The following is a 24179-nucleotide window of genomic DNA, read 5'->3' as shown; positions in this document are numbered from 1 at the left end:
AAGCGCCAGAATACGGATCTGGCCCGATGAAAGATCCATGGCTCGCTCGCTGACGCTCGCTCATCGATGGTGCCGATCAGTGGTCGCTGCCGACCGACTGCTCCACGGCGTGGGGCAGCACCGGACGCAGCACGTCGATCGCGTCCTTCACGCCGCCCCTGGACCCGGGAAGGTTCACCACCACGCACGCTCCGATCTGACCGGCCAGACCGCGGGACAGTAGCGCCGTCGGGATCCCCTTGGCCACTCCGGCCGCTCTGATGCCCTCGGCGATGCCGGGGATCTCGCGGTCGAGCAGCGGACGGGTGACTTCGGGGGTGCGGTCGGTGGGGGTCAGCCCGGTGCCGCCGGTGGTGAGGACGACCCGGGCCCCCGCCTCAGCGGCGCGGGCGATCGCCTCGCCGACCGGGTCGCCGTCGCGTACGACCTCGGGTGGGCCGACCTCGAAGCCGAGCTCTTCCAGGAAGGCGACCAGAAGGGGTCCGGTGGTGTCCTCGTAGACACCGGCCGAGGCGCGGTTGGAGGCGACGACGACGGTCGCGCTGAGGCTCATCGAGCCAATGTTCGCTCGCTGACGCTCGCTCATCGCTGGAAGGTTCCTGACTTTCCGCCGGTCTTGGTCTCGACCCGGATATCGGTGATGACCGCTCGTTTGTCGACGGCCTTGATCATGTCGACCACGGTCAGTCCGGCGACGGCGACGGCGGTCATCGCCTCCATCTCGACACCGGTGCGGTCGGTGGTCTTCACGGTCGCGGTGATCTCGACGGCGTCGACGGCGACGCTCAGCTCGACCTTGACGCCCGAGACCGCCAACGGGTGGCACAGCGGGATCAGGTCGGGGGTCTTCTTGGCGCCCATGATGCCGGCGATGCGGGCGACGGCGAGCGCGTCACCCTTGGGTACGCCGTCGCCGCGGAGCAGCTCGATCACCTCAGGCGAGACCAGAACACGTCCGGACGCGGTGGCGGCGCGGGCGGTGACCGCCTTCTCGGAGACGTCGACCATCCGCGCGGCGCCGGTCTCGTCGACGTGGGTCAACCTGTCAGCCATCAGAACTCCACGTCCAGCTCGATCACGTCGACCTCGGCGGCCTTGTCCAGGGAGGTCGTCTCCGGCGGGACGACGATCAGGCAGTTCGCGCCGGCGAGGTCACCGATCAGGTGAGATCCCGGTCCGCCGATGGGCGAGGCGGTTGCGCTGGAGGCGTCGTACCAACCCCGGCGATACTGCTCCTTGCCCTTCGGGGAGCGCACCTCGTGGGTCAGGGTGGCGCGGCGTAACGGTCTGGCCTCGGGGGTCATGCCCATCAGTCGGCGGATCGCCGGAAGCACGAAGAGCTCGAAGGAGACGAACGAGGAGACCGGGTTGCCAGGGAGGCACATGACCGGCACGCGCTCGTCACCGATCCGGCCGAATCCCTGGGGCTTGCCCGGCTGCATGTCGACCGGGCCGAACCAGACACCTTCCGGCGCCAGCGCCTCCTTGACCACGTCGTAGTCGCCCATCGAGACACCACCGGAGGTGACCACGAGGTCGGCGCGGACGAGCTGGTCGGAAAGCGCGGTCATGAACGCCCGCGGCTCGTCCGGCACGATCCCGACGCGGTAGGCGATCGCACCGGCCCGGCGAGCCGCGCCCGCCAGAAGGAAGGAGTTGCCGTCGTAGATCGAGTCGTGACCCAGCGTCTCGCCGGGCTCGCGCAGCTCGGTGCCGGTCGAGAGCACGACGACGCGAGGTCTAGGACGCACCGCCACCTGGGCGCGGCCGACGGAGGCGATCAACCCCAGATGACGCGGGCCGAGCACCGTGCCCGCGGAGACGAGCAGGTCACCCTTGGCGACGTCCTCCCCCGCGTAGCGGACGTGCTGGGTCTGCTTCGGCGCCTGCCGGATCTCGACCGTGGTGACGCCACGGTCGGTCCACTCGTAGGGCACGACCGTGTCGGCACCCGTCGGCAGCGGGGCGCCGGTCATGATCTTCGCCGCCGCACGGGGTGGGAGCGCCAGCAGTGAGGCCTGTCCGGCACCGATCTCGCCGAGCACCGGCAACCGCACCGGGGTCTCGGCCGAGGCCGTCGCGACATCCGCGTACCGGACCGCGTAGCCGTCCATCGAGGAGTTGTCGAAGCTCGGCAGGGCGACCTCGGCGTGGATGTCCTCGGCCACCGCCAGTCCGAGGCAGTCCATCAGGGACTGCGGGTAGGCCGGCATCGGCTCGAGGTCGGCCAGGATTCGCTCGCGGTACTCGGCGGGGGTCACCCCGCCAACACTAGTCGGAGAGAACTGTGGCGGGCGCGACCCGTTCGGCGTTGGCCCCGTCGAGCGAGACCGCGCCGATCACCTGGACGCCCTTGCCGAAGGTCCAGTCGCCGTTGATGGTCAGCGAGGCGGCCTTGCGCAGCGACGGAGCGCCCTCGGGGAAGCGCTCGTCGAAGTTCGCGACGTATTTGTAGTAGTCGCCGTCCAGGTCGATGAACGGCACCATGTCGGCAACCTGGTCGAGCACGAAGTCGTCGCCGATGTCGTAGACGTCGGAGCGGAGGACGAGCAGGTCGTTGGTCGTCTTGACCGGCACGAACCGGTCGCGCGTGACCTCGATCAGCTGCGAGCCCTCGAAGACCTCGATCGCGGCCCCCATGGCGGTCTCGATCTGGACGACCTTCGGGGTCTTCGGGTCGGCGGGGTCGACGGTCTTCTCGTTGCGGATCAGTGGCAGGCCGAGGATGCCGTCACGCTCGGTCAGGACCTTCTTGAGCGCCTTGAGGTCGAACCAGATGTTGTTGGTCGAGCAGTACTTGTGGCGACTGAGGTCCTGCAGCGCCACCTTGTCCTCGTCGCGCGTCTGCGCGGTCTCACGCAGGATGAGCCGGCCGTCGGCCTTGCGGCGAGCGAAGTGACCGCCCTTGCGGTCGCTCGGGGTGCGGCGTACGGCCTCGATCGCGAAGGGCGCTCCGCTCTTCGCGAACCAGCCGGCGACCTTCTCGTCGGGGACGGCGCCGAGGTTGTCGGAGTTGGAGACGAAGACCCGCTCGTAGCCCTGCTCGATGAGCAGGTCGAGGAGACCGGTGTCGAGCAGCGCGGTGTAGATGTCGCCGTGGCCCGGCGGGCACCACTCGAGCTCGGGGTCCTTGGGCCACTCGACCGGGGACAGGTCGTCGACGAGCAGCCGCGGCTCGCGGTTCTGCAGAAACTCCAGCGGCAGACCCTCGACCGGCAGGTCCTGGTAACGCTCCAGCGCTGCCAGGCTGTCCTCGGAGGTGCGGAAGGAGTTCATCAGCAGCAGCGGGAGACGGACGTCGTACTTCTCGCGCATGTGCAGGATCTGGCGGGCGATCACGTCCAGGAAGCTCAGGCCCTTGCGGACGCACAGCAGCGACTTCGCGCGGTCCATGCCCATCGAGGTGCCGAGGCCGCCGTTGAGCTTGATCACCGCGGTGGTCGAGATGGCGGCGTGCGCCTCCTCGTCGCTGACCTCGGCGTCGCTGATCGACGGGATGTCGACCGGCTCGATCGCATCCTCTGGGATCATGCCGGTCTCGCCGTGCTCGAGCTGGCGGTAGTAATGTGCGAATGTCTGCACGGCGACGTCTTCCACGCCGGCATCGCGCATCTTCGCCATTGCCTTGGCCAAACCTGGGCTACCCATAGAGGAAAGCCTAGGCTGTCGTTGTGTCGGGTTCACACACCCCTCCGGGTTCTGACGGTCCAGCCCCCGCTGACTTCATGGGGCGCAAGACTGCCTTACGTGACCAGCTGCTCACCACCCGGGGCCGTATCGGGCTCCCCGGGCTCGGTTCGCTCGCGCGTTCGCTGTCGCAGGTGGTCATCGAAATTCCAGAGGTACGCCGGGCCGCAACCGTCGCGCTCTACGTCTCGATCGGCACCGAACCGGGCACCGGGCCGCTTCTCGACGAGCTCGATGATGCCGGGAAACGTGTCCTGCTCCCCTGCCTGCTGCCGGACAACGACCTGGACTGGGCCGCGTACGACGGCGAGCTGGTCCGGGCGCCTCGCGGGCTGCTGGAGCCCGGCGGAGAGCGGTTGGGCGTCTCCGCGATCACCGGCGCCGACGTCGTCCTGGTCCCGGGTCTGGCCGTCGACCCGCAGGGCCATCGGATGGGACGGGGCGGCGGCTCCTACGACCGCATCCTCGCTCGGGTGCCGGCCGGGACGCTCACCTGCGTACTCCTCTATCCGTGGGAGATCGGTGTCTCGGTGCCCGTGGAACCGCACGACCAGGCCGTGGGAGCGGCCGCGAGCGCGGAGGGAATGCAGCGCTTCTCCTAGGCGTTCGCTAATATTGGCAGTCGCGCCTGTCGAGTGCCAGATTCTGTTCTAGGAGAAACGTGCCCACCTATCAGTACGCCTGCACCGAGTGCGGCCACGCCTTCGACCAGTTCCAGAGCTTCAGCGAGGCTTCGCTGACCGAGTGCCCCGAGTGCAGCGGCAAGCTGCGCAAGGTCTTCAGTGCCGCCGGGGTCGTCTTCAAGGGCTCCGGCTTCTACCGCACCGACTCCCGCTCGGGCTCGACGAACTCGAACTCCTCGGACTCGAGCTCTTCGTCGACGTCCTCGCCCGCGCCCGCCGCGGCCTCCAGCTCCTCCGACTGACGCCGAAGCGTCACGCGCGTCGGCCGAGGTGGCACCGCGATGCCACCTCGAACGACGTAAGTGACGTCTCGGCGAGTGGTTATCCACAGGGTTGTTCACAGGGAGCTTGTGGCTGTGGATAGTGGGATGCGGGAACCGCGGGGGCGACTTAGCGTGCCCGCATGTTCACTCGAATCACGTCCGTCTCCCGCCGCGTACGCCGCGGGGTCCTCGCTCATCGCCGCCTGCTGGCGTTCCTGCTGACCGCCTCGGCGGTCGCGATCGGGTTGTCGGCCACCCGACCGGACCCACCCGACACCTCGACGATGGCGGTCGCCTCCCGAGATCTTCCGGTCGGCACGGTTCTCACCGCCGCCGACCTGACCGACGTCGCGACCGACCCCGGCAGCGTGCCCGCAGACCTGGCCGAAGCCCCGCTCGGTGAGCGGCTCGCGGCCCCGCTGCGGCGAGGCGAGCCCGTCACCGACGTACGCCTCGTCGGTCCGTCGTTGACTGAAGGCCGGCCTGACCTGGTCGCCGTGCCCGTCCGGCTCCCCGACGCCGAGATGGCCGGGCTGCTCCATGTCGGTGACACCGTCGACCTCTACGCCACCGATCCCGCCACCGCCGAGACCGCCCGGGTCACCACCGACACGCTGATCCTCAGCCTCCCTCGAGCCGCCGAAGCGACCCGCGATGATTCTTCAGCACAGGGAAAGACCGACGGGTTTGGCGTCACGAACGCTTCGGCGGGGCGTCTGGTCATCGTCGGAGTCGCCGCGAACAGCGTCGAGGACGTCACGTCCGCAGGGGTGGGTGGTTACCTCACCTTCGCGTACTGACGTCCGCAGCACGCCACATCCGGGGGTCTCCTTCACCTCACACAATGAGCAACAGGAGAATGCAAGACATGACCGGTTTCAAGAAGTTCCTGCTCCAGGGCGACCTGATCAAACTAGCGGTTGCGTTCATCATGGGCGGCGCGTTCGCCACTGTCGTGACGGCTACCGTCACGGTGATCATGGACCTGATCGGAAGAATCGGCGGCACGCCGGACTTTTCCGACTGGACGCCCTATGGCATTCACCTCGGCGCCTGGTTCACCGCGGTGACGTCCTTCGTCATCATGGCGGCGGTGGTCTACTTCATGATCGTGAAGCCCTACACCCACGCCAAGGAGCGCTTCTTCCCGGAGCCCGAGCCGGGCGAGACCGAGATCGACATCCTCAAGCAGATCCGCGACCGCCTCAGCGAACGCTGACCTCTTCGCACCAGAACGGATCGCCTCGGGCTCCGCTTCGGCACGTGCCGTCTCACCCACCGTGGTGAGGCGGCACCTGCGATTTCAGCCATCGGTCCGACGCCAACTCCCCCGACTCCGCCGACGGCTCGCGCTCGTCCTTGGTCGTCTCGGGGAGTACGTCACCGAAGATCCGCGCCAGCCGCTGCTTGCGCTTCCACTCCGGTTCCTTCTGCTCCGTCGGCTCAACGGGTTCGGACATCAGCACAGCCCAGCTCGCTCGCGGGCCGCCTTCGCATCCTCGGCGATCTGAGCGAGCTCCTCCTCGGAGGCGCCACCGCTCTCACTGCCGGAAGCCGAGCCCGCCGAATCAGTGGAATCGGGCTCGTCACTGGGCGCCGATCCGGCCGTCTCGCCGTCGGTCGCGCCGTCAGTTGCGTTGTCACCCGCCGCTGCGTCGTCCGACTTCTTGCTCTTCTTGCCAGAGGCCTCGCCTGCATCCATGGCGCCAGCGGCGATCTTCTTGGTCAGCGGTTTGTCGTTGGCGATCGCCCTGAAGACGTTCTTCGCCTTCTCGTCATCGAGGACAACAGTTGCCTTGGGGTTCTGGGGATCCGCGACGACCGGAATGGTAAGGAACTTGATGTTCTCCATCCCGATGCTCTGGAAGCCGACCCCGATCTGGGCCATCGTGTCGAGGTTGTCCTTGAGGGCCTCGTCCATCGTCAGACCCTTGGTCGCAGCATTCAGGAAGCTGAGCACCTTTGTAGGACTGGACAGGGTGTCGCCGGAGAGCAACTTAGCCGCCATCGACCCGATGAAAGCCTGCTGGCGTTTGGACCGATCGAGGTCGCCGCCATCGCCAAGGCCATGCCGCAGCCGCACGTAGTTGAGCGCCTGCTTGCCGGTCAGCGTCTGCTTTCCAGCGTCGAAGTGAGCGCCGGTGAACTTGTCGTCAACCTCTTCAGGAAGGCAGACGTCGACCCCGTCGATCGCATCGACCATGCCCTTGAAGCTTGCGAAGTCCACCACAACGACATGGTTGACCGTGATGTCGCACTTCTTGCCACACATCTCGCTGGCGACAGACTCCAGCTGATCGATCGTGCAGGTCGGACCGGCCGTCGCGTACGCCTCGTTCCACCGCACATACTCGGCAGGCGAGGTCTCGTCGCCGTCTTCGGTCTTGCAGGCGGGCCGGTCCACCATCGTGTCGCGCGGGATGGAGACGCCGTAGGCGAACTCCCGGTTGGCCGAGAGGTGCAGCAGGATGTTGGTGTCCGAGCCGCCACCGCTCTCGCCGTCCAGGCCACAGCCCTTGCAGTCACGGCTGTCCGAACCCATCACCAGGATGTTGATCGGTTCCTTGGGCCCGACGTCAGCGGCAGCTTCGCCGAGACTGACGGTGCTGATGTTCGACCGCAGGTCGCGGTAGGTGTAGACGGCGAACAGCCCGACGACCAGCGCCACCACGAGCAAGGTCGCGCTGAGCACCTGCCACACGCTGACCCGCGGCTTGTCGTGGTCGTCGTGCTCGTCGGCCGGATAGGGAGCGTACGGCTCCGCGTAGCCATCCTGGGGCGGATAATCGTCGTAGGGCTCGTCGTCATAACCCTCTGCGTACGTTGCATCCCGGCGTCCGGGCGCGGGGTAGGGCTCGTGGCGGGCCTCGTGCAGCTCGTCGCGTGAGGTCGTGCGCCCCTGGGGGTGCTCGACCGGGGCCGGGCGCGGCGCGACGGCGGTCGCGCCGGGGTCGTTCCAGTCGAACTCGCGGGCAGCCGGCGGGGCGAGCTGCTGATCGGGGGCCTTGGGCGTCGGCGGAGCCGGCTGGGGATCTTGGCGATACCACTCCTGCGCGGGCGCGACCGCGGTCTCCTCGACGGAAGGAACCGGGGGGACGGGAGCCGGCGCCGGAGGTACGTGACGCGCGCGGCGCGGGGTCTCCCGCAGCGGCGGGGCCACCATCGTCGCGTCGGGGTCGTTCCACTCCTCAGCGGCGGGCGGGGCAGGCGGGGCGGGCGTCGGTGTGGCCCGCGAGCCCCCGCGGCCCATCGCCTGGTAGCGCTCGGCCCGGGGCACCTCTCGTTGAGCCGGCTCCCGCCGCGCCGGCTCAGCGCGCGGTGGTTCGGGGCGCGCAGGCTCGGGGCGGACCGGTTCAGGGCGCGGCGGCCGAGCGGCAGGGGTCTCGGCCTGAGTCGGCTCCTGCCGGACCGGGCGCGCAGCCCGGCGACCACCGCCGGACGATGCCGGAGCAGGAGGCGGTGGCGACACGAACTCGGACGGCGGACGTGCGGCCCGTCGTCCACCACCGGGCTCGGCAGACGGCTGGTCGATCGGTACGTCGGCGGCCCGAGCGCCGCGGCCGGGCCGAGTCCCTTCGGACTCCTCGCTCGCAGCCTCGTCGGCGCCGTACATCCACTCGAATCCGGACACGCCCGAGCCAGCGTCCTCACCCCCACGGCGGGGAGGCATGGAGGGGCTGGGCATAGATCACCGTCACTCGTCGCTTGTTATGGGGGGATTCGGGTTGAGTCGACGGTGACTCAACCTACGCGAGAATCCCAAGTTTGACCTGAGACCGCTTCGAACCCCAAACCGTAGTATGACTCGTCATCATGGCAAGATATCCGCGAACGCCCCAGTAGCTCAGTGGATAGAGCAGCCGCCTCCTAAGCGAAAGGTCGCAAGTTCGACTCTTGCCTGGGGCACCAATTCCAGATATTTCCCTGCAACACCGGGCCCTACGACGCGTCGACGACCTCGAACCGGATCCCAGCGGCCTGCAGACGCGCGAGCAGCGCATCCCCCATCGCGACCGCCGTGGTCACCGATCCGGAGGTCTCGGGGAGCGTGTCGAAGGCGAGGCACAGCGCCGACTCGGCGAGCATCTTCGCGGTCTCGGTGTAGCCCGGGTCACCGCCGGCGACCTTGGTGTGGATCTTCCGGTCGCCGGACTCGGCGACGAAGTCGACGGTGAACCACGACTTCTCGCGTCGACCCTCGGAGGGTCCGGTGCCCTGCTTGACCCGCTCGCCGAGCTTGGCCCGCAGCGGCGGCACCTGCATCGCGAGCGCGAGGCCACCGGCACCGACGGCGCCGCCGACGGCGAACCTCAACGTCTTGGTGCCGGCGAAGTGCGAGTAGGTGAACGCGGGGCCGTACGCCTCCAGCGCCGCCCCGGAGCGGGCGACGATGAACGGGTCGATGGTCGGCAGCGGCAGCAGCCAGTACCCAAGTTCGCTGTCGCGGCCGAGCGACGGCTTGGCAGCCCGAGACCTGCGCCCCACCGGCCGCTCCTCGAGCGCCCGACGCTCGCGCGACGCCGCTGCCATCTGCCGCGGCCGCGACATCTGCCCCAGCGCCGAGTGGAAGGTGCCGCCGGAGAAGGTGGCGTTGGAGCGTACGACGCCCTTCATCGTCAGCGGGTCGGTGATCTCGCCGCCGGCGGCCAGCTCACGCACCGTGTAGAAGGCGCCGAGGTCGTGCGGGATCGAGTCGAACCCGCAGGCGTGCACGATCCGGGCGCCGTTGGCGCGGGCGACGGCGTCGTAGTTCACGAACATCCGGTCGACGAACTCCGGCTCTCCGGTCAGGTCGACGTAGTCGGTGCCGGCCTCCGCACAGGCCTTGACCAAGGGCTCACCGAACTCCAGGTAGGGCCCGACCGTGGTGATCACGACCCGCGCACGAGCCGCCAGCGCGACCAGCGAGGAGGAGTCGTTCACGTCAGCCTGGATCAGCTCGACGTCGGCGGAACCGAGCGAGTCCCGAACGGCCTCGAGCCGCGACAGGGAGCGGCCTGCGAGCGCCCACCGCAGGTCCTGGGGCGCGTGCTCGGCGAGATATTCGGCCACCAACCCGCCCGTGAATCCGGTCGCGCCGAACAGGACGATGTCGAGATCGCGAGGGTTCGTCATAACCGCTACCTTTCCAGAAGCAACGAAATCCGAGACGGCACGGGTCTGTGAGTGATCAAATGTTGCATCAAGAGGGATACGCTTAGGCGGTTTCTTTTGTGGATGAACATTGAAACGAACGACCAGGCACCATCCCCGACCACGAGATGAGCGAGACGAGCCTGTGGGTGACGCGGTGATCAGCGTTCTACTGGCCGACGGTCACGACGTCGTGCGTGTCGGCGTGCGTACGGTCCTGCAGCCCGAATCCGGCATCAAGGTCGTCGGCGAGGCCCACACCGCAGCCGAGGCACGGCCGCTGATCGCGACGCTCCGCCCCGACGTACTCATCCTCGACTCCTACCTGCCCGACTCCTCCGGCGTGGCGCTGTGCCGCGAGGCGCTGGCGATCAAGAGCGACATCCGTTGCCTGATCCTGGCCACCGATGCCGACGACGAGGTGATGAGCCAGGCGATCATGGCGGGCGCGGCCGGTTATGTGCTCAAGCAGATCGAGGGGTCGAGCCTGGTCTCGGGCGTACGTCTGGTGGCCAGCGGCCACACCCTCTTCGACCCCGAGGCGGCAGCCAAGGTGGTGCACAACGTCGAGGAGCGCCGCCGGATGCACGAGGTGGTCGCCGAGCTGACCCCGCAGCAGCGGCGGATCCTGGTCCTGCTCGCCGAGGGCATCTCCAACCGGCAGATCGCCGATCGCCTGGTGCTGGCGGAGAAGACCGTGAAGAACCACATCACCGGGCTCCTCGCCAAGCTCGGCGTCAGCCACCGCACCCAGGCTGCGCTGATGGCGAGCCAGCTGCTCGAGGACGGGGTCGTGCCGCGACCGGCGCCACCTGCCGATGACGTGAGGCAGCCCAAGGCCGCGGGACCGAACGGCGGGCCGATGCCCCCGCATCCTCGCGGCCCGTCCTCTTCCCGGACCCCCGGCCGAACCCGCTGATCGTCGCCGCGATCCAGGTACCGTGGATGGCATGTGCCGCAACATCCGCCCGCTCCACAACTTCGAGCCGCCCGCCACCAACGACGAGGTCGCCGCTGCCGCCCTGCAGTTCGTACGCAAGGTGAGCGGCACCACCAAGCCTTCTGCCGCCAACCAGGAGGCGTTCGACCACGCCGTCGCCGAGATCGCCCACATCACCCGGCATCTCCTCGACGACCTGGTCACCAACGCCCCCAAGAAGAACCGTGAGGTCGAGGCCGCGAAGCGCAAGGCTCGCGCCGAGGGCAGGTACGCCTCGTGACTCTCGCCCTCGGGGCGACCACGCAGGATTCGTACGCTGCAGCGCTGGCCCTCCTCCAGGACCGCCCGCTCGTGGTGCTGACAGGGGCGGGAGTCTCGACCGACTCGGGCATCCCCGACTATCGCAGCCCGGGCAGTCCGGCGCGGCAGCCGATGACCTACCAGCAGTTCATCTCGGGACCGCAGGAGCGGCAGCGCTACTGGGCGCGCAGCCACCTCGGTTGGCGGCGGATGGGCAGCGCGGTGCCGAATGCCGGCCACCGGGTTCTGACCCGGATCGACCCCGAGCTGCTGATCACCCAGAACGTCGACGGACTGCACGAGCAGGCCTCACCGGAGCTGGCCGGGAGCGGCCGGCTCGTGACGCTGCACGGCCGGGTGGCCGACGTGATCTGCCTGTCCTGCCGCACGGTGAGCCCGCGCCGCGACCTCCAGGAGCGGATGGAGGCGTTCAACGCGGGTTGGGCGGAGGCGCACGCGGATGTGGAGTCCCGACCGGACGGCGACGTCGCGCTCGAGGAGACCCAGGACTTCGTCGTGCCCGACTGTGAGATCTGCGGCGGCATCCTCAAGCCCGACGTCGTCTTCTTCGGGGAGAACGTCCCGAAGGACCGGGTCGCCAGGTGCATGGAGGCCGTCGACGCGCTCGCGGGGGAAGGCGTGCTGCTCGTCGCAGGATCGAGCCTGGCGGTGATGAGTGGCTACCGGTTCGTACGCCGGGCGGCGAAGGCCGGGATCCCGGTCGTCATCGTCAACCGCGGCGCCACCAGGGGCGATGGGGAGGCTGCGTACAAGCTGGAGGTCGGAACGAGCGAGTTCCTCACCACCTTGGCGCAGCGCAGAGCCAGCGGCTCAGGCCGAGCGTGACTGGAACGGCAGACTGCCCATCCGGCCGGCTGCCTCATCGACGGACAGCCTGGCTCCGATGAAGAAGTGGTAGACCGGGCCCTCGTCGATCAACAGGACCTTGGCGCTGTGGAAGTCACCGCCGAGATCGGTGAGCACGATCTCCTCGCCCCGTTCGAGGTGACGGGTCAGGCCGGTGTCGGTGTGGTGGACGGCGACTGGGCGGAACGTCTCGTCCAGCTCGCGACCGCGAGCGGACAGATGAACGACCTCCATAGAGCTCTCCCCTCCGGAGACCCCCGCAAGTCTCGACATGACAACCGCTGCTGCCCATCTCGATGAGCTGGCCAACAGCAGGCCCTGCACATCAAACATAAGCATCTAGGACCTAATCGGTCCAGGGTCACGTGCCAGATTCTGCTGACGTCAAGAGAATTTCACCCTGCGTTGCAGAAGCAGAAGGGTTCAGAGGGCCTTGACGAAGATGTGGTCCGCGGCCTCGGGGATGATCTCTGCGGTCTCCCCACCGGAGCCGAGCAGGACCCCGTCCGGGGTCGCCTTGATCGCCACGGTCTGGTCGGGGGTCGCGCCGACCCGGCGAAGGGCGCTCATCAGCGATTCGTCCTTCTGCATCTCCTCGGAGATGCGTCGCACCAGGACGGTGGCGCGCTCGGTGCTCGCCGCGGCAGTGAGCGACTGAACGCCGGCCATGAAGTCCTCGTCGGCGGGCTTGCCCCCGAGCTCGTCGAGACCGGGGATCGGGTTGCCGTAGGGCGACTCGGTCGGGTCACCGAGCAGGTCGAGCAGTCGCCTCTCGACGGTCTCCGACATGACGTGCTCCCAGCGGCACGCCTCCTCGTGGACGAGCTCCCAGTCGAGACCGATGACGTCGGTGAGGAGCCGCTCGGCGAGCCGGTGCTTGCGCATCACCCGAGTGGCCAGGCGAAGGCCCTCGTCGGTGAGCTGCAGGTGGCGGTCGCCCTCGACGGTGAGCAGGCCGTCCCGCTCCATCCGGGCGACGGTCTGAGAGACCGTGGGGCCGGACTGGTGCAGTCGCTCGGCGATGCGGGCGCGCAGCGGAACGATCCCCTCTTCGACCAGCTCATAGATGGTGCGAAGGTACATCTCGGTGGTGTCGATGAGATCGCTCATGCGGCCACCTCCGTAGCGCAAGCGCCATGATACGGACATGGCCGCATGTTGTCTGGATGGTTCACTCGCTGACGCTCGCTCACGGGTTAAGCCTACATCCTTGAATCAGTCAGAAAAACCGAACCTAGCAGGGTGTGTCCCGAACGACGTCGACCTGCAGCAGAGACCCTGGTCGAGCGCCTTAGGAGCCCTGGCGCTCTAGGGCTTCGTTGTATCGAGACAGCATACCGCTGAGTTGGTCGATGTCGTCGGGACTCCAGTCGGCCAGCCGGTCGTTGAAACGTACGCGGCGCTCCCGCGCCACCCGGTCGAGCCCCTCGCGTGCCTTGGCGGTCACCGAGACCAGGCTGGCCCGGCCGTCCTCCGGATCAGGATGGCGCTCGAGCAGGCCGAGGTCGATGATCGTCTGCACCATCCGGCTGACCGCGCCCTTGTCGATGCCGAGGCCGTCGACGAGCGCAGATGCGCGCACCGGTCCGTGCTCGGCCAGCCAGGTCAGCAGCATGTAGCCGCCCGGGGGCAGGTCGGGGTGAAGCATCCGTCCGCGGGCACTCATCGCCCGCTTCCCCCGGCGCAGGAACACGCCGAGCTCGGACTCGAGGCGCACCAGCGCCTCGATCCGGGTGGCGTCGATGTGATCGTCATCGACGGGCTCGTCAGCAGCGGTCATCTCCGTACAGCTCCCTCGACCTCAGTCTCGGCCTCAGCGAGGGCCTTCTCGTCGGGCTCGTCGGAGAGGTCGTCCACGGTCGTCTTCAGCGGGACCTCCCTGATGCCCACGATAGCGACCAGGGCGAGCAGTGCGCACGGGATGGCCACCAGGAAGAGGTCGGCCGTGGCGACGGCGAAGGCGTGCTCGTAGAGCGCCTGCACCGCAACCGGCATGCTCGCCGGATCGGCGAGGCCGCCGCCCTGCAGGTTCTGCAGCTCCTCGGGAGTGACCCTTCCGCTGGCCACCAGCTCGGGGATCCCGTCGGTGATGACGTCCTCGACCCGGTGGGAGAGCACGGCGCCGAGCGCGGCGATGCCGATCGAGCCACCCATCGAGCGGAAGAAGGCGACGACCGATGAGCCGGCACCCATGTCCCGGTTTTCGAGGTTGTTCTGCACCGCGAGCACGAGGTTCTGGTTGGTGGCGCCGACCCCGAGGCCGACCACGGCCATGAACGCGCCGACCAGGGCCAGGTTGGTGTGCTCATCGATCGTGCTGAGCAGGTAGAGGCCGATCGGAAGCATGATGCCGCCGAAGAGCAGGTAGCGCTTCCAGCGACCGGTGGAGCTGATCAGCCGCCCGGTGACCATCCCCGCCGAGGAGAGCCCGAGCACCATGCAGATCGACATCAGGCCGGCGTGGGTCGGCGTCATCCCGCGAGCGGTCTGGAAGTACTGCTGCAGATAGACCGTCGCCCCGAACATTCCGGCGCCGACGAAGAACGAGGCGATCGTGGCGAGCACCATCGTCCGGTCACGGAAGAGCCGCAGCGGGATGATCGGCTCCTTCGCGAACCGACCCTCGACCAGGATCGCGAGGGCGAGCAGGACGACGCTTCCTCCGACCAGGGCGTACGACGCCAGCGAGGTCCACGCGAAGGACGCACCACCCAGCGTGACCCAGATCAGCAGGGCCGAAACGCCGGCGACCAGCAGGAAGGCACCGAGGTAGTCGATGCTGACCTCGCGGCGTACGTGCGGGAGGTGCAGAGTCTTCTGGAGCAGGATGAAGGCGATCACCGCGAACGGCACACCGACGTAGAAGACGCCGGGCCAGCCGAACGAGGAGTCGACGATCACGCCGCCGACGAGCGGGCCGATGACCGTGGCCAGGGCGAAGACCGCGCCGATGTAACCGGAGTAGCGACCGCGCTCACGCGGGGAGGCGATCATCGCGATGATCACCTGGATCAGCGCGACGATGCCACCCATGCCGAGACCCGCGATGACGCGGCCGGTGATGATCACCGGCATCGACGGCGCCAGACCACAGATCGCCGAGCCGACGATGAACAGGCCGAGCGCGACCTGGACCAGCATCTTCTTGTTGTAGAGGTCGGCGAGCTTCCCCCAGATCGGCGTCGACGCAGTCATAGCCAGCATGCTCGAGACGACGATCCAGGTGTAGCCGCTCTGCGTGCCACCGAGGTCGGTGACGATCCGAGGCAGGGCATTGGCGACCGACGTACTGGACAGCATGGCGACGAAGAGCGCCATCAGCAGGCCCGAGAGGACCTCCATGATCTGGCGATGGGTCATCTCCGGCGCAGCGATAGCCTGCGAAGAACGCTGGGACTCTGACAAGGGCTGGCTCGACTTTCACTCACTTTGGTTGAACATCGGCAACCAATGTACTTCGATTTAGTTGCTAAAACCAACTTGTGGGTGCTGTCAGGCCGAGTCGTACGCGGGGCGGGTCGGGGGCGGGGTTTGGCGCAGCGGATTCAGTTCAGCACGGGCTTGGGGTCGTGGCCGGCGAGCTGCCGCGGGCAGGCGCCGGGTCGTCGGTGCCTACGCCAGTGGGCGAGACCTTGTGAATCGATCACAAGGCCGCCCGAACCGGCGACAACTCGCGGGGACGAGAGTTCCCACTCCTCCACACCATTCCCCACCCTCCGGAGCGTGGAGAAGCTGCGTTGGAGTGGGGAACGGCCTGCACGCGTGGGGAAGCTCCGCCGCGCGGAGGGAACACCTGGCCCGACGGGCGGTCAGGGTCCGAGGAGTCGTCGCCGCGGTGGTCGATGGCAGAAGGGCGCGAGAGTCCTTTCCGCTCCTGCGAATCGCGGGTCGACGAGATCCGGACCGTTGACGCGATGCCACCCAGGTCCACATCGATGGCGTATGCGGAGCCGCCCTGGCCCGGGGCAGGCGTAGGTGCCCGCGCGTAGGCGGGGTCTTGGCGCGATGGCCGTGGCAGGGGTGGTCTCGGCTTGCCGGTTTAGGGCCGGCGGGTGAACCGGACGGTGCCGTCGGGTAGCCGCTGGTGAACGTAGGCAGGGTTGTGCGCCAGACGATGGTGATGCGGACATAGCAAGACCCCGTCCTTCAGGTCCGTTCTTCCGCCGGCGGCCCAGGCTTTGAAATGGTGGGCATCGCACCATTCCGGTGGCATGTCACACCCCTCGGCCTGGCAGCACTTCTGCTGCAACCGGAGTGCTTTGCGCTGGATCGGCAGGAAGACCCTGCTGGCCCGGCCGGCGTCGAGAACCTCGCTGTCGCCGCCGAGGACCCAGGGGATGATGGTGGCGTTGCACGCCATCCGGCGGGCCTCGGCTGCGGTGATCGTGGTCCCGTTGGTCTCGTCGTAGCCCAAGGTGGCGGTGCCGAGCTCTTTGCGGAGCTCCTCGAGGGAGATCACGACGTTGACCACGGTCGCGTCACCGCCGTGCCTGGGCAGCGCATTCGGGTCGATGGTCTCGATCAGCCGCGCGAAGCCCTGGCCCATCATCCGCTCCCACGGCGGCAACGGAGCGCCTTTGTCGACCAGCTGCTGCTTGCGGGGTTGGGCCCAGGCCTCGACCTGCTTCTTGAACCTCATCCCGATCGACACAGGCAGCACACCATCGAACCCGACGGTTCCATCGTGGTTGCCCCACACCCGCAGCGCGGTCTTCTGCTGGGCTCGTTCTTCCTCGGCGAGGAGGGCTTTGGCTTCGGCTTCTTCGAACCGGGCGGGGTCGATCTTGGCCAGGACCCGCTTGCCGGCGATCTGTAGTTCGTTGGCCGTGGCGAGGATGGCGTAGTCGACCAGCAGCTTCTCAGCCAGGACCAGATCCTCGCCGGTGGCGACGGGGTCCGCGTGGATCGTGTCCAGGGCTTTGGTGATCACGATGGCCTTCGCCTCGGAGAGGACACCGGCAGCGAGGCCGGCAGAGACCAGCTCGTACTTCGCCACAGCAGTGGCGAACTTGATCTGCGTCCGTGCGGTGCCTTTGTCGACCAGTAGCTCGGCACGCATCCAGGCGGAGGCGTCCTTGTCGCCGGCTTCGGCGGCGATGTCACCGGAGGCAGCGAGGACCCGCAGCGTCAACGCGGCCTGCTGGGCTTGGAGTTTCTCCACCCGGGCCAGGTACTCCTTCTTCTGGCTGGTGCGCCAGTAGGCCGGGTCCATCGCGAGGAGCTCTTCGAGGGAGGTTTCGATGGCAGCAAGAGCCGACGAGACGAGGTCTCCAGGACTGGTGCCCCAGTGGTCGATGCTCATGGCTGTCACCTCCCTCAAAGGTGTGTCGTAATGCCTCCGATTCTACTCCGACCAAGCCTTCTTGAACACCTATCTGTGCAGGTCAAGCAACCTTTTTGCAGTGAGAGAACGACTTCAGACCTGTGAACGCTAAGTGGCCGAAGGGCCACCCTTCCACCCCACGAACATCACCGTTCCCAAGTAAGAATGCGCTGCGCCACACCCGGGCCGCCGCCCCGATAGCCAGCCACTTTTTTTCTCGAGGGAGCCCGGTGTCAAGGACCGCGAAGCGGCCGGCGTAGCCGGCGGCCGAAGGCCGTCCTTTACTCCGGGGTTCCTCGAGAAGACCCTCGAAGCCGGGTCGGCGGCCCACACCGGCCTCGGGGTGGGACGTTTCGGCAGGGAACTGTGTTGGTCTCGACACGCCTCCGCCTAGCGGCTCCGGCGGCTCGACCACCGGGGCAGGGTCTCGACAGGCTCGACCACCGGGGGTGGGGGGGTCTCGACAGGCTCGACCACCGAAGCGAATGCGTTGGTCTCGACACGCCTCCGCCTAGCGGCTCCGGCGGCTCGACCGACGGGGCGGGACAAGGTCTCGACAAGCTCGACCACCGGGACCCAAAACGGGGCGACCCGCAGACGGGCCAAGAGGCCAACCCGGTGGATGAGTCCGGTACGTCTGCGGGTCGGGTGGCTGCTGATGAATTGCCAGCCCCCATCCATAGTTGGGGAAGCTGCTAGCGAGCAGCCACCTCACGCATCCAATCGTTCTTCATCTGATCGGATCACCTCCTTTCCCGTGTGATTCAACGGTAGGCGCCGGGCCTCACCGCGATCAAAGGGTTTATTTCTCAGGCCGGCTCGTCGACGAGCGGGTGGCTGAACTGCGACTGGTAGAGGTCGGCGTACGCACCCTTGGCCTCGAGCAGCTCGACGTGATTGCCCTGCTCGACGATCGCACCGTCGCGCATGACCAGGATCAGATCCGCGTCGCGGATCGTGGACAGCCGGTGGGCGATCACGAAGGACGTACGGTCCGAGCGGAGCGCGGCCATGGCGTGCTGCAGGAGCAGCTCGGTGCGGGTGTCGACCGAGGAGGTCGCCTCGTCGAGGATCAGCAGCGACGGCTCGGCGAGGAAGGCCCGTGCGATGGTGACGAGCTGCCGCTCCCCCGCCGAGAGGTTGCCGCCCTGGTCGGTGACCAGGGTGTCGTAGCCGTCGGGGAGCGAGTGCACGAACCGGTCGACGTACGTCGCCCGGGCCGCCTCGAGAAGCTCCTCGTCGGTCGCGGACGGCCTGCCGTAGCGGATGTTGTCGCGGATCGTGCCCTCGAAGAGCCAGGTGTCCTGGAGGACCATGCCGGTGCGTTCGCGCAGGTCGGATCTGGGGATCGAGGCGATGTCGGCGCCGTCGAGGGTGATCCGGCCGGCGTCGAGCTCGTAGAAGCGCATGATCAGGTTGACCAGGGTGGTCTTGCCGGCGCCGGTGGGACCGACGATCGCGACGGTCTGCCCGGGGCGAGCCACCAGGGACAGGTCCTCGATCAGCGGCTTGTCCTTGTCGTAGGAGAAACTCACCTGCTCGAACCGGACCTCGCCGGCCCCGGGACCGGTCCGCGGAGCCCCGACCTCGGGGGACTGCTCCTCGGCGTCGAGGAGCTCGAAGACACGCTCGGCCGAGGCGACGCCCGACTGGAGCAGGTTCATCATCGAGGCGAGCGTGGTGATCGGCTGGGTGAACTGGCGCGAGTACTGGATGAAGGCCTGCAGCTCGCCGAGGCTCAGCGAACCACTGGCGACGCGCAGCGACCCGACCACGCAGACCACCACGAACATCAGGTTGCCGACGAACATCATCAGCGGCATCAGGATCCCGCTGATGAACTGGGCCTTGAACGACGCGGCGAAGAGCTTGTCGTTCTCCTCGGCGAAGGTCTTCTCGACCTCTTCCTGACGACCGAAGACCAAGACCTGGTCGTGCCCGGAGAAGGTCTCCTCGATGTGACCGTTGAGCTTGCCGGTGTGGCGCCACTGGGCCACGAACTGGCCCTGCGACCGCTTCATCACCGCGCTTGTCACCACCAGCGAGACCGGCACCGCGAGCAGCGCGATCAGGGCCAGCATCGGGCTGATCCAGAACATCATGAACAAGACCGTGACCAGCGTGAACAGCGCGGTCAGCACCTGGCTGAAGGTCTGCTGCAGCGTCTGGCTGATGTTGTCGATGTCGTTGGTGACCCGACTGAGCAGCTCGCCGCGCGGCTGCTTGTCGAAGTAGGACAGCGGGACGTTGTGGACCTTCTTCTCGACGTCCTCGCGCAGCCCCTTCACGGTGCCTTGGACAACTGAGTTGAGGATCCAGCCCTGCGCGAAGGAGAGCAGGGAGGCGACGAGGTAGACGACGAGCACCACGAGCAGCGCGCTGCGCAGCGCGTCGAAGTCGACGCCCTGCCCCGGCGTGACGTAGTCCATCCCGGAGAGCATGTCGGCGACCTTGTCGTCGCCCTGGGCACGCAGCCCCTCGACCGCCTCCTCCTGGGTGACGCCGGCCGGCAGTTCCCGGGAGAAGACGCCACCGAAGATGATGTCGGTCGCCCTGCCCAGCAGCCACGGGCCCAGCGACATCAGCGTGACGCTGATCGCGGCCAGGGCGATGGTGGCGACGGCGTGGAGCTTGTAGGGCGCCATCCGGCGCAGCAGGCGCTTGGCCGAGGGCACGAAGGTCATCGCCTTGTCCCCCACCGCGCCGCCACCGCCCATCGGTCCGGGGCCGCCCTGCGGACGTACGATTCGCTCGGTCTGCTTCATCTGGCCGGTCTCGTCGGCCTTCTGGTCGCTCATGCGGCGGCCTCCTCTGCACTGAGCTGGGAGGAGACGATCTCCTGGTAGGTCTCGTTGGCGGCGAGCAGCTCCTCGTGGGTGCCCTCCCCGACGATCGCGCCGTCCTCGAGCACGAGGATCTTGTCGGCGTCGCGGATGGTGGAGACACGCTGGGCCACGAGGATGACGGTGGCGTTGCGGGTCTCCGGGGCGAGCGCGGCGCGAAGCCGGGCATCGGTGGCGACGTCGAGCGCCGAGAACGAGTCGTCGAAGAGGTAGACGTCGGGTCTCCGCACCAGCGCGCGAGCGATCGCGAGGCGCTGTCGCTGACCGCCGGAGACGTTGGTGCCACCCTGGTCGATCTCGGCGTCGAGACCGGTGCCGCCCTCGGGCGCCATCCGCTCCACGAAGTCGCGCGCCTGGGCGACCTCGAGGGCGTGCCAGAGCTCCTCGTCGGTGGCGTCCGGCTTGCCATGAAGCAGGTTGGACCGGACCGTGCCGGTGAAGAGGAAGGCCTTCTGGGGCACCAGCCCGAGGCTGCTGCGCAGAGTGGCCGGGTCGAGGTCGCGTACGTCGATCCCACCGACACGAACGACGCCGGCCGTGGCGTCGAAGAGCCGTGGCACGAGGCCCAGGAGCGTCGTCTTGCCGGCTCCGGTGGAGCCGATGATCGCGACGGTCTGCCCGGGCCTGGCCTCGAAGGTGAGGTCGTGGAGGACGGGATGGTCAGCGCCGGGGTAGGTGAAGCCGGCTCCGACCATGTCGACGTGCCCGCGCCGGGAGATCTCGGTGACGCCTGCGGCCGGCGGCACCACGCTGCTCTCGGTGTCGAGGACCTCGGCGATGCGGTCGGCGCAGACCGAGGCGCGCGGGACCTGCATGAGCATGAAGGTGCCCATCATGATCGACATCAGGATCTGCATCAGATACTGCAGGAAGGCCGTCAGCGGACCGACCTGCATCACGCCGTTGTCGACCCGGATGCCGCCGAACCAGATCACCGCGACGCTGGCGACGTTGATGACCAGCATCATCAGCGGGAACATCGTCGACATCCAGCGTCCGGCCCGCAGCGCGACGTCGGTGAGCTCGTCGTTGGCCTTCGCGAAGCGCTCGGTCTCCTGCGGCTCACGCACGAAGGCACGGATCACCCGGATGCCGGTGATCTGCTCGCGCAGGATGCGGTTGACCGCGTCGATGCGCTCCTGCACCTTCCGGAAGTTGGGCACCATGCCGCGGACCACCACGGCCATGGAGATGAGCAGCGCGGGGATCACCACGGCCAGCAGCCAGGAGAGCCCGGCGTCCACATGGATGGCCATCACGACGCCGCCGACCATCATCATCGGCACCATCACCGCGAGCGTGCAGGTGAGCACGGCGAGCATCTGGACCTGCTGGACGTCGTTCGTGGTCCGGGTGATCAGCGACGGGGCGCCGAAGCGGCCGACCTCGCGGGCACTGAAGGAGCCGACCCTGGCGAAGATCGCCGCCCGCAGGTCGCGGCCGAAGCTCATCGAGCTGCGTGCGGCGAAGTAGACGCTGACGATCGAGCACAGGATCTGCACCAGCGCCACACCGAGCATGATCGCTCCGGTGCGGATGATGTAGTCGGTGTCTCCCTCGGCCACACCCTTGTCGATGATGTCCGCGTTCAGGCTGGGCAGCAGCATGAACGCCGAGGTCGAGAGAAGCTGCAGGATCGCGATGACGACCAGGAACCTCTTGTACGGGAGCAGGTAGTCCCGAAGCAGTCGGAGAAGCATTCAGGGGGTCTCTCTGGTCAAGATGCCGCCGAGCAGCACGTCGATGACGTCCTCGCTGCTCAACGGCTGGTTCGGTCGGTTGAGAGCGGGGAGCCAGGCCCCGATCGTGAGGCTGCGCAGCACCAGCGCGGCCTTTCGCGGCGGCAGCCGCAGCTCGTTCACGTGCGGCTCGAAGACGAGCCGCGCCAGGTTGTCGATGAGAGCCTTGTTGCCCTCGACGACGAACTGGGGCGGCCCCATCGGACGCGTGCCGTCACGGTCCGGCTCCTCGACCAGGGCCGAGCGCACCGCCATCATGACGAGGACGCCGCGCTGCGAACCCGCCGCCATCAGGTCGATGACCGCACGAAGCTTGTCCTCGATGTCGGTCTTGTCGCTCACGCCCTCGGCGATGGACTCCGCAGCCCGGACGGGGTCGAAGACGTTCTCGGCCACTGCTCGGTAGAGCTCCCGCTTGTCGCGGAAGTGCCTGAAGATCGTGCCTTCGGCGACTCCTGCCGCCTCGGCGATCAGTCTGGTGGTGGTCGCCGAGCCGTGCTCGATCAGCAGCGTCTCGGTCACCGCGATGATCTCGGCCCGCCGGTCGGCTGCGGGAATCGGCTTGGCCCGCGTACGTCGTTCGTCCACACCGACGAGCCTAAATGAGTGAGCACTCACTCACAACTCGATTACTGGGTGAAGCCTGCTTCCAAAACCCTGTTCGCCAGATGCCGACTAAGGCATGCTGGGGCGCACTGTCGGGCCGACTCGGGCCAGGGCAGCGGTGATCCGACAATCTCGATCACCGAATCCGGAATGGAGAAAGCATGCGTAGGTTGTTGACAAGCGCGGCCGCGGTCGCGCTAGGGGTCACCGGCACCCTCGTCATGGCGAGCTCAGGCAACGCCACCTCTGACCAGGAGGTCCGCTATGTCGTGGCATATGCCGAGGGATCCTCGGCCGCCGACGCTCGTGCCGCGGTGAAGGCCGCCGGGGGCGAGATCGTCTCGGAGAACAGTGCAATCGGCGTCGCGACGGTCACCGCGGGCGAGGGGTTCGCCAAGGCGGCCAACGCCTCGAGCGCGCTCGTCGGCGCCGCCCAGGACCGGGCCGTGGGCGCCACCACCCCCGACGCGGCGAGCAAGGCCCGCAAGCAGGAGGTCTCGAAGGTCGAGACCGAGTTCCGCAGCGGCGCCAAGGGCACCGCACCCAAGAAGCCGAAGCCCAAGGGACCCGGTGAGCCGCTCTCGGGTCTGCAGTGGGACATGGAGCAGATCGACGCCGCGGCGGCCAACAAGAGCGAGCGCGGCAAGGGCGTCCGCGTCGGCATCATGGACACCGGTGTCGACGGGTCACACCCCGACATCGCGCCCAACTTCGACGCGGAGCTGAGCCGCAACTTCACCACCGACATCCCGGTCGACGCCAACGGCGACGCGGTCGACGGCCCGTGCGAGGAGGAGGCGGACGCCTCCTGTGAGGACGCGGCCGACGTCGACGAGAACGGTCACGGAACCCACGTCGCCTCGACCATCGCCTCTCCGGTCAACGGCGTCGGCGTCACCGGCGTCGCCCCGCAGGCCGACATCGTCAACCTTCGCGTCGGACAGGACTCCGGCTACTTCTTCCTGCAGCCGTCGGTCGACGCGCTGACCTACGCCGGCAGCAACGGCATCGACGTCGTCAACATGAGCTACTACGTCGACCCGTGGCTGTTCAACTGCACCAGCCACCCGGCCGACTCCGCCGAGGACCGCGCCGAGCAGCTCACGATCATCACCGCGATGCAGCGTGGTCTCGACTACGCCCGCTCCCACGGCGTCACCCTCGTCGCGGCCGCGGGCAACCAGGCGATCGACTACACCAAGCCGCAGACCGACGCGAGCAGCCCCGACTTCGCCAGCGAGCCCGGCGAGGCCGCGTACGTCCGGGAGATGCTCGACCCGGAGTCGTGCACCTCGATGCCGACCGAGGGCAACGGCGTCATCGCCGTGAGCTCCACCGGTCCGTCCGAGCGCAAGTCCTACTACTCCAGCTACGGCGACGGCTTCGTCGACGTCGCGGCGCCTGGTGGCGACGCGTACGACACCGCGGACGGGACACGCGACCTCGGTGCCGCCGTCCTGGCTGCCTACCCCTACGACCTGGCCGTGGCCGAGGGCGCGATCGACCCGGCGACCGGCGAGGTCCTGGTGCCGTGGGCGGTCTCGGACTGCTCCAGCGGCGAGTGCTCCTACTACCAGTACCTGCAGGGCACCTCGATGGCCTCCCCGCACGCCGCTGGTGTGGCCGCGCTGATCGTCGGCAAGTACGGCAAGCACGACCGCTCCGGCAAGACCCTCTCGCCCGCCAAGGTCGAGAAGATCCTGCGCAAGTCGGCCACCGCCAAGGCCTGCCCGGTCCCGGCGGACTTCACCTACGTACGCCACCTGCCCAACGGCACCACGGCTACCTCCACCCA

Annotated in this window: 23 protein-coding genes and 1 tRNA gene; 9 read left to right on the top strand and 15 right to left on the bottom strand. The window is 67.9% G+C overall.

All coding sequences use genetic code 11. From position 1 onward, the window contains the following. Window positions 1–76: 76 nt before the first annotated feature. The 4 genes from H5T77_RS15805 to H5T77_RS15790 are packed head-to-tail and all read right to left on the bottom strand — an operon-like array spanning window position 77 to window position 3648. Window positions 77–553, bottom strand: coding sequence for a MogA/MoaB family molybdenum cofactor biosynthesis protein (locus tag H5T77_RS15805; RefSeq protein ID WP_292650808.1), 477 nt, complete (start codon window positions 551–553; stop codon window positions 77–79). 29 nt (window positions 554–582) lie between these two features. Further along, the gene (gene moaC, locus H5T77_RS15800; protein WP_292650807.1) at window positions 583–1053 is read right to left on the bottom strand and encodes a cyclic pyranopterin monophosphate synthase MoaC; all 471 of its coding nucleotides are present in this window, start codon (window positions 1051–1053) and stop codon (window positions 583–585) included. Continuing rightward, a complete protein-coding gene (gene glp, locus H5T77_RS15795) occupies window positions 1053–2261 on the bottom strand; it encodes a molybdotransferase-like divisome protein Glp (protein WP_292650805.1) in 1209 nt (402 codons plus the stop codon). The genes moaC and glp overlap by 1 nt, the downstream gene beginning before the upstream one ends. A 10-nt stretch (window positions 2262–2271) precedes the next feature. Further along, window positions 2272–3648, bottom strand: a complete 1377-nt coding sequence (locus H5T77_RS15790; protein ID WP_292650803.1) for a UTP--glucose-1-phosphate uridylyltransferase — start codon at window positions 3646–3648, stop codon at window positions 2272–2274. Window positions 3649–3725: 77 nt separating this feature from the next. Between H5T77_RS15790 and H5T77_RS15785 the strand changes: the two genes are divergently transcribed. The 4 genes from H5T77_RS15785 to H5T77_RS15770 all read left to right on the top strand — a co-directional run bounded on the left by H5T77_RS15785 (window position 3726) and on the right by H5T77_RS15770 (window position 5852). Next, complete coding sequence (locus H5T77_RS15785; RefSeq protein WP_292650802.1) at window positions 3726–4289, top strand: 5-formyltetrahydrofolate cyclo-ligase; 564 nt, start codon at window positions 3726–3728, stop codon at window positions 4287–4289. 59 nt (window positions 4290–4348) lie between these two features. After that, window positions 4349–4612, top strand: coding sequence for an FmdB family zinc ribbon protein (locus tag H5T77_RS15780; RefSeq protein ID WP_292650800.1), 264 nt, complete (start codon window positions 4349–4351; stop codon window positions 4610–4612). 161 nt (window positions 4613–4773) lie between these two features. Then, on the top strand, window positions 4774–5433 hold the full coding sequence (locus tag H5T77_RS15775) for an SAF domain-containing protein (protein ID WP_292650798.1): 660 nt from the start codon (window positions 4774–4776) through the stop codon (window positions 5431–5433). Window positions 5434–5501: 68 nt separating this feature from the next. Continuing rightward, the gene (locus tag H5T77_RS15770) at window positions 5502–5852 is read left to right on the top strand and encodes an MscL family protein (protein ID WP_292650796.1); all 351 of its coding nucleotides are present in this window, start codon (window positions 5502–5504) and stop codon (window positions 5850–5852) included. A gap of 52 nt (window positions 5853–5904) precedes the next feature. Here the strand turns inward: H5T77_RS15770 and H5T77_RS15765 are convergent, their stop codons facing one another. Next, entirely contained in the window at window positions 5905–6093 is a 189-nt protein-coding gene (locus H5T77_RS15765) for a hypothetical protein (protein WP_292650794.1), read from the bottom strand. Then, window positions 6093–8264, bottom strand: a complete 2172-nt coding sequence (locus tag H5T77_RS15760; protein ID WP_292650792.1) for an LCP family protein — start codon at window positions 8262–8264, stop codon at window positions 6093–6095. Before H5T77_RS15760 ends, H5T77_RS15765 begins: the two co-directional genes overlap by 1 nt. Before the next feature lie 202 nt (window positions 8265–8466). Here H5T77_RS15760 and H5T77_RS15755 point away from each other — a divergent pair. Next, window positions 8467–8542 (top strand) — tRNA-Arg (locus tag H5T77_RS15755). Between the two features lie 30 nt (window positions 8543–8572). Here H5T77_RS15755 and H5T77_RS15750 read toward each other — a convergent pair. After that, window positions 8573–9748 (bottom strand): saccharopine dehydrogenase family protein, encoded by a 1176-nt coding sequence (locus tag H5T77_RS15750; protein WP_292650791.1) that lies wholly within the window; start codon window positions 9746–9748, stop codon window positions 8573–8575. Between the two features lie 175 nt (window positions 9749–9923). Here H5T77_RS15750 and H5T77_RS15745 point away from each other — a divergent pair, with 175 nt between their 5' ends. Genes H5T77_RS15745 through H5T77_RS15735 form a run of 3 tightly spaced genes read left to right on the top strand, consistent with a single transcriptional unit; the run spans window position 9924 to window position 11852 of the window. Continuing rightward, window positions 9924–10685, top strand: coding sequence for a response regulator (locus tag H5T77_RS15745; RefSeq protein WP_292650789.1), 762 nt, complete (start codon window positions 9924–9926; stop codon window positions 10683–10685). A gap of 31 nt (window positions 10686–10716) precedes the next feature. Continuing rightward, window positions 10717–10986 carry a DUF2277 domain-containing protein gene (locus H5T77_RS15740; RefSeq protein ID WP_292650787.1) on the top strand — a complete coding sequence of 90 codons (270 nt, stop codon included), beginning with the start codon at window positions 10717–10719 and terminating at the stop codon, window positions 10984–10986. Beyond that, on the top strand, window positions 10983–11852 hold the full coding sequence (locus H5T77_RS15735; protein ID WP_292650785.1) for a Sir2 family NAD-dependent protein deacetylase: 870 nt from the start codon (window positions 10983–10985) through the stop codon (window positions 11850–11852). The genes H5T77_RS15740 and H5T77_RS15735 overlap by 4 nt, the downstream gene beginning before the upstream one ends. Here the strand turns inward: H5T77_RS15735 and H5T77_RS15730 are convergent. The 8 genes from H5T77_RS15730 to H5T77_RS15695 form a co-directional block, all read right to left on the bottom strand. Next, window positions 11838–12107 (bottom strand): hypothetical protein, encoded by a 270-nt coding sequence (locus H5T77_RS15730; protein WP_292650784.1) that lies wholly within the window; start codon window positions 12105–12107, stop codon window positions 11838–11840. The two genes, H5T77_RS15735 and H5T77_RS15730, sit on opposite strands and share 15 nt — an antisense overlap. A 189-nt stretch (window positions 12108–12296) precedes the next feature. After that, window positions 12297–12983, bottom strand: coding sequence for a metal-dependent transcriptional regulator (locus tag H5T77_RS15725; protein ID WP_292650783.1), 687 nt, complete (start codon window positions 12981–12983; stop codon window positions 12297–12299). A 181-nt stretch (window positions 12984–13164) separates the two neighbouring features. Continuing rightward, complete coding sequence (locus H5T77_RS15720; RefSeq protein WP_292650781.1) at window positions 13165–13653, bottom strand: MarR family winged helix-turn-helix transcriptional regulator; 489 nt, start codon at window positions 13651–13653, stop codon at window positions 13165–13167. Further along, window positions 13650–15233: an MDR family MFS transporter gene (locus H5T77_RS15715; RefSeq protein ID WP_292650780.1), complete on the bottom strand. Its 1584-nt coding sequence runs from the start codon at window positions 15231–15233 to the stop codon at window positions 13650–13652. The genes H5T77_RS15720 and H5T77_RS15715 overlap by 4 nt, the downstream gene beginning before the upstream one ends. Before the next feature lie 679 nt (window positions 15234–15912). After that, window positions 15913–17175 carry an HNH endonuclease signature motif containing protein gene (locus H5T77_RS15710; RefSeq protein ID WP_292650778.1) on the bottom strand — a complete coding sequence of 421 codons (1263 nt, stop codon included), beginning with the start codon at window positions 17173–17175 and terminating at the stop codon, window positions 15913–15915. Between the two features lie 830 nt (window positions 17176–18005). Further along, window positions 18006–19994 carry an ABC transporter ATP-binding protein gene (locus H5T77_RS15705; RefSeq protein ID WP_292650776.1) on the bottom strand — a complete coding sequence of 663 codons (1989 nt, stop codon included), beginning with the start codon at window positions 19992–19994 and terminating at the stop codon, window positions 18006–18008. Further along, window positions 19991–21739 (bottom strand): ABC transporter ATP-binding protein, encoded by a 1749-nt coding sequence (locus H5T77_RS15700; protein WP_292650774.1) that lies wholly within the window; start codon window positions 21737–21739, stop codon window positions 19991–19993. The genes H5T77_RS15705 and H5T77_RS15700 overlap by 4 nt, the downstream gene beginning before the upstream one ends. Further along, the gene (locus H5T77_RS15695; protein WP_292650772.1) at window positions 21740–22366 is read right to left on the bottom strand and encodes a TetR/AcrR family transcriptional regulator; all 627 of its coding nucleotides are present in this window, start codon (window positions 22364–22366) and stop codon (window positions 21740–21742) included. It lies immediately after the preceding gene. A gap of 179 nt (window positions 22367–22545) precedes the next feature. On the opposite strand from H5T77_RS15695, the gene H5T77_RS15690 reads away from it, so the two are divergent. Next, window positions 22546–24179: S8 family serine peptidase (locus H5T77_RS15690; RefSeq protein WP_292650770.1), on the top strand; the 1634-nt coding region annotated here is incomplete at its 3' end.

The sequence above is a fragment of the Nocardioides sp. genome, from assembly GCF_014360585.1.
Lineage (GTDB): Bacteria > Actinomycetota > Actinomycetes > Propionibacteriales > Nocardioidaceae > Nocardioides.
The sequence above is the reverse complement of the archived record's forward strand: the minus strand, read 5'-3'. Positions and strand labels throughout refer to the sequence as shown.

Bases quoted from the DNA above. Each gene is read 5' to 3' on its own strand.
- H5T77_RS15805 (WP_292650808.1), bottom strand. From the start codon at position 553: ATGAGCCTCAGCGCGACCGTCGTCGTCGCCTCCAACCGCGCCTCGGCC.
- moaC (WP_292650807.1), bottom strand. From the start codon at position 1,053: ATGGCTGACAGGTTGACCCACGTCGACGAGACCGGCGCCGCGCGGATG.
- H5T77_RS15790 (WP_292650803.1), bottom strand. From the start codon at position 3,648: ATGGGTAGCCCAGGTTTGGCCAAGGCAATGGCGAAGATGCGCGATGCC.
- H5T77_RS15785 (WP_292650802.1), top strand. From the start codon at position 3,726: ATGGGGCGCAAGACTGCCTTACGTGACCAGCTGCTCACCACCCGGGGC.
- H5T77_RS15775 (WP_292650798.1), top strand. From the start codon at position 4,774: ATGTTCACTCGAATCACGTCCGTCTCCCGCCGCGTACGCCGCGGGGTC.
- H5T77_RS15770 (WP_292650796.1), top strand. From the start codon at position 5,502: ATGACCGGTTTCAAGAAGTTCCTGCTCCAGGGCGACCTGATCAAACTA.
- H5T77_RS15765 (WP_292650794.1), bottom strand. From the start codon at position 6,093: ATGTCCGAACCCGTTGAGCCGACGGAGCAGAAGGAACCGGAGTGGAAG.
- H5T77_RS15750 (WP_292650791.1), bottom strand. From the start codon at position 9,748: ATGACGAACCCTCGCGATCTCGACATCGTCCTGTTCGGCGCGACCGGA.
- H5T77_RS15740 (WP_292650787.1), top strand. From the start codon at position 10,717: ATGTGCCGCAACATCCGCCCGCTCCACAACTTCGAGCCGCCCGCCACC.
- H5T77_RS15730 (WP_292650784.1), bottom strand. From the start codon at position 12,107: ATGGAGGTCGTTCATCTGTCCGCTCGCGGTCGCGAGCTGGACGAGACG.
- H5T77_RS15725 (WP_292650783.1), bottom strand. From the start codon at position 12,983: ATGAGCGATCTCATCGACACCACCGAGATGTACCTTCGCACCATCTAT.
- H5T77_RS15720 (WP_292650781.1), bottom strand. From the start codon at position 13,653: ATGACCGCTGCTGACGAGCCCGTCGATGACGATCACATCGACGCCACC.
- H5T77_RS15715 (WP_292650780.1), bottom strand. From the start codon at position 15,233: ATGACCCATCGCCAGATCATGGAGGTCCTCTCGGGCCTGCTGATGGCG.
- H5T77_RS15710 (WP_292650778.1), bottom strand. From the start codon at position 17,175: ATGAGCATCGACCACTGGGGCACCAGTCCTGGAGACCTCGTCTCGTCG.
- H5T77_RS15705 (WP_292650776.1), bottom strand. From the start codon at position 19,994: ATGAGCGACCAGAAGGCCGACGAGACCGGCCAGATGAAGCAGACCGAG.
- H5T77_RS15700 (WP_292650774.1), bottom strand. From the start codon at position 21,739: ATGCTTCTCCGACTGCTTCGGGACTACCTGCTCCCGTACAAGAGGTTC.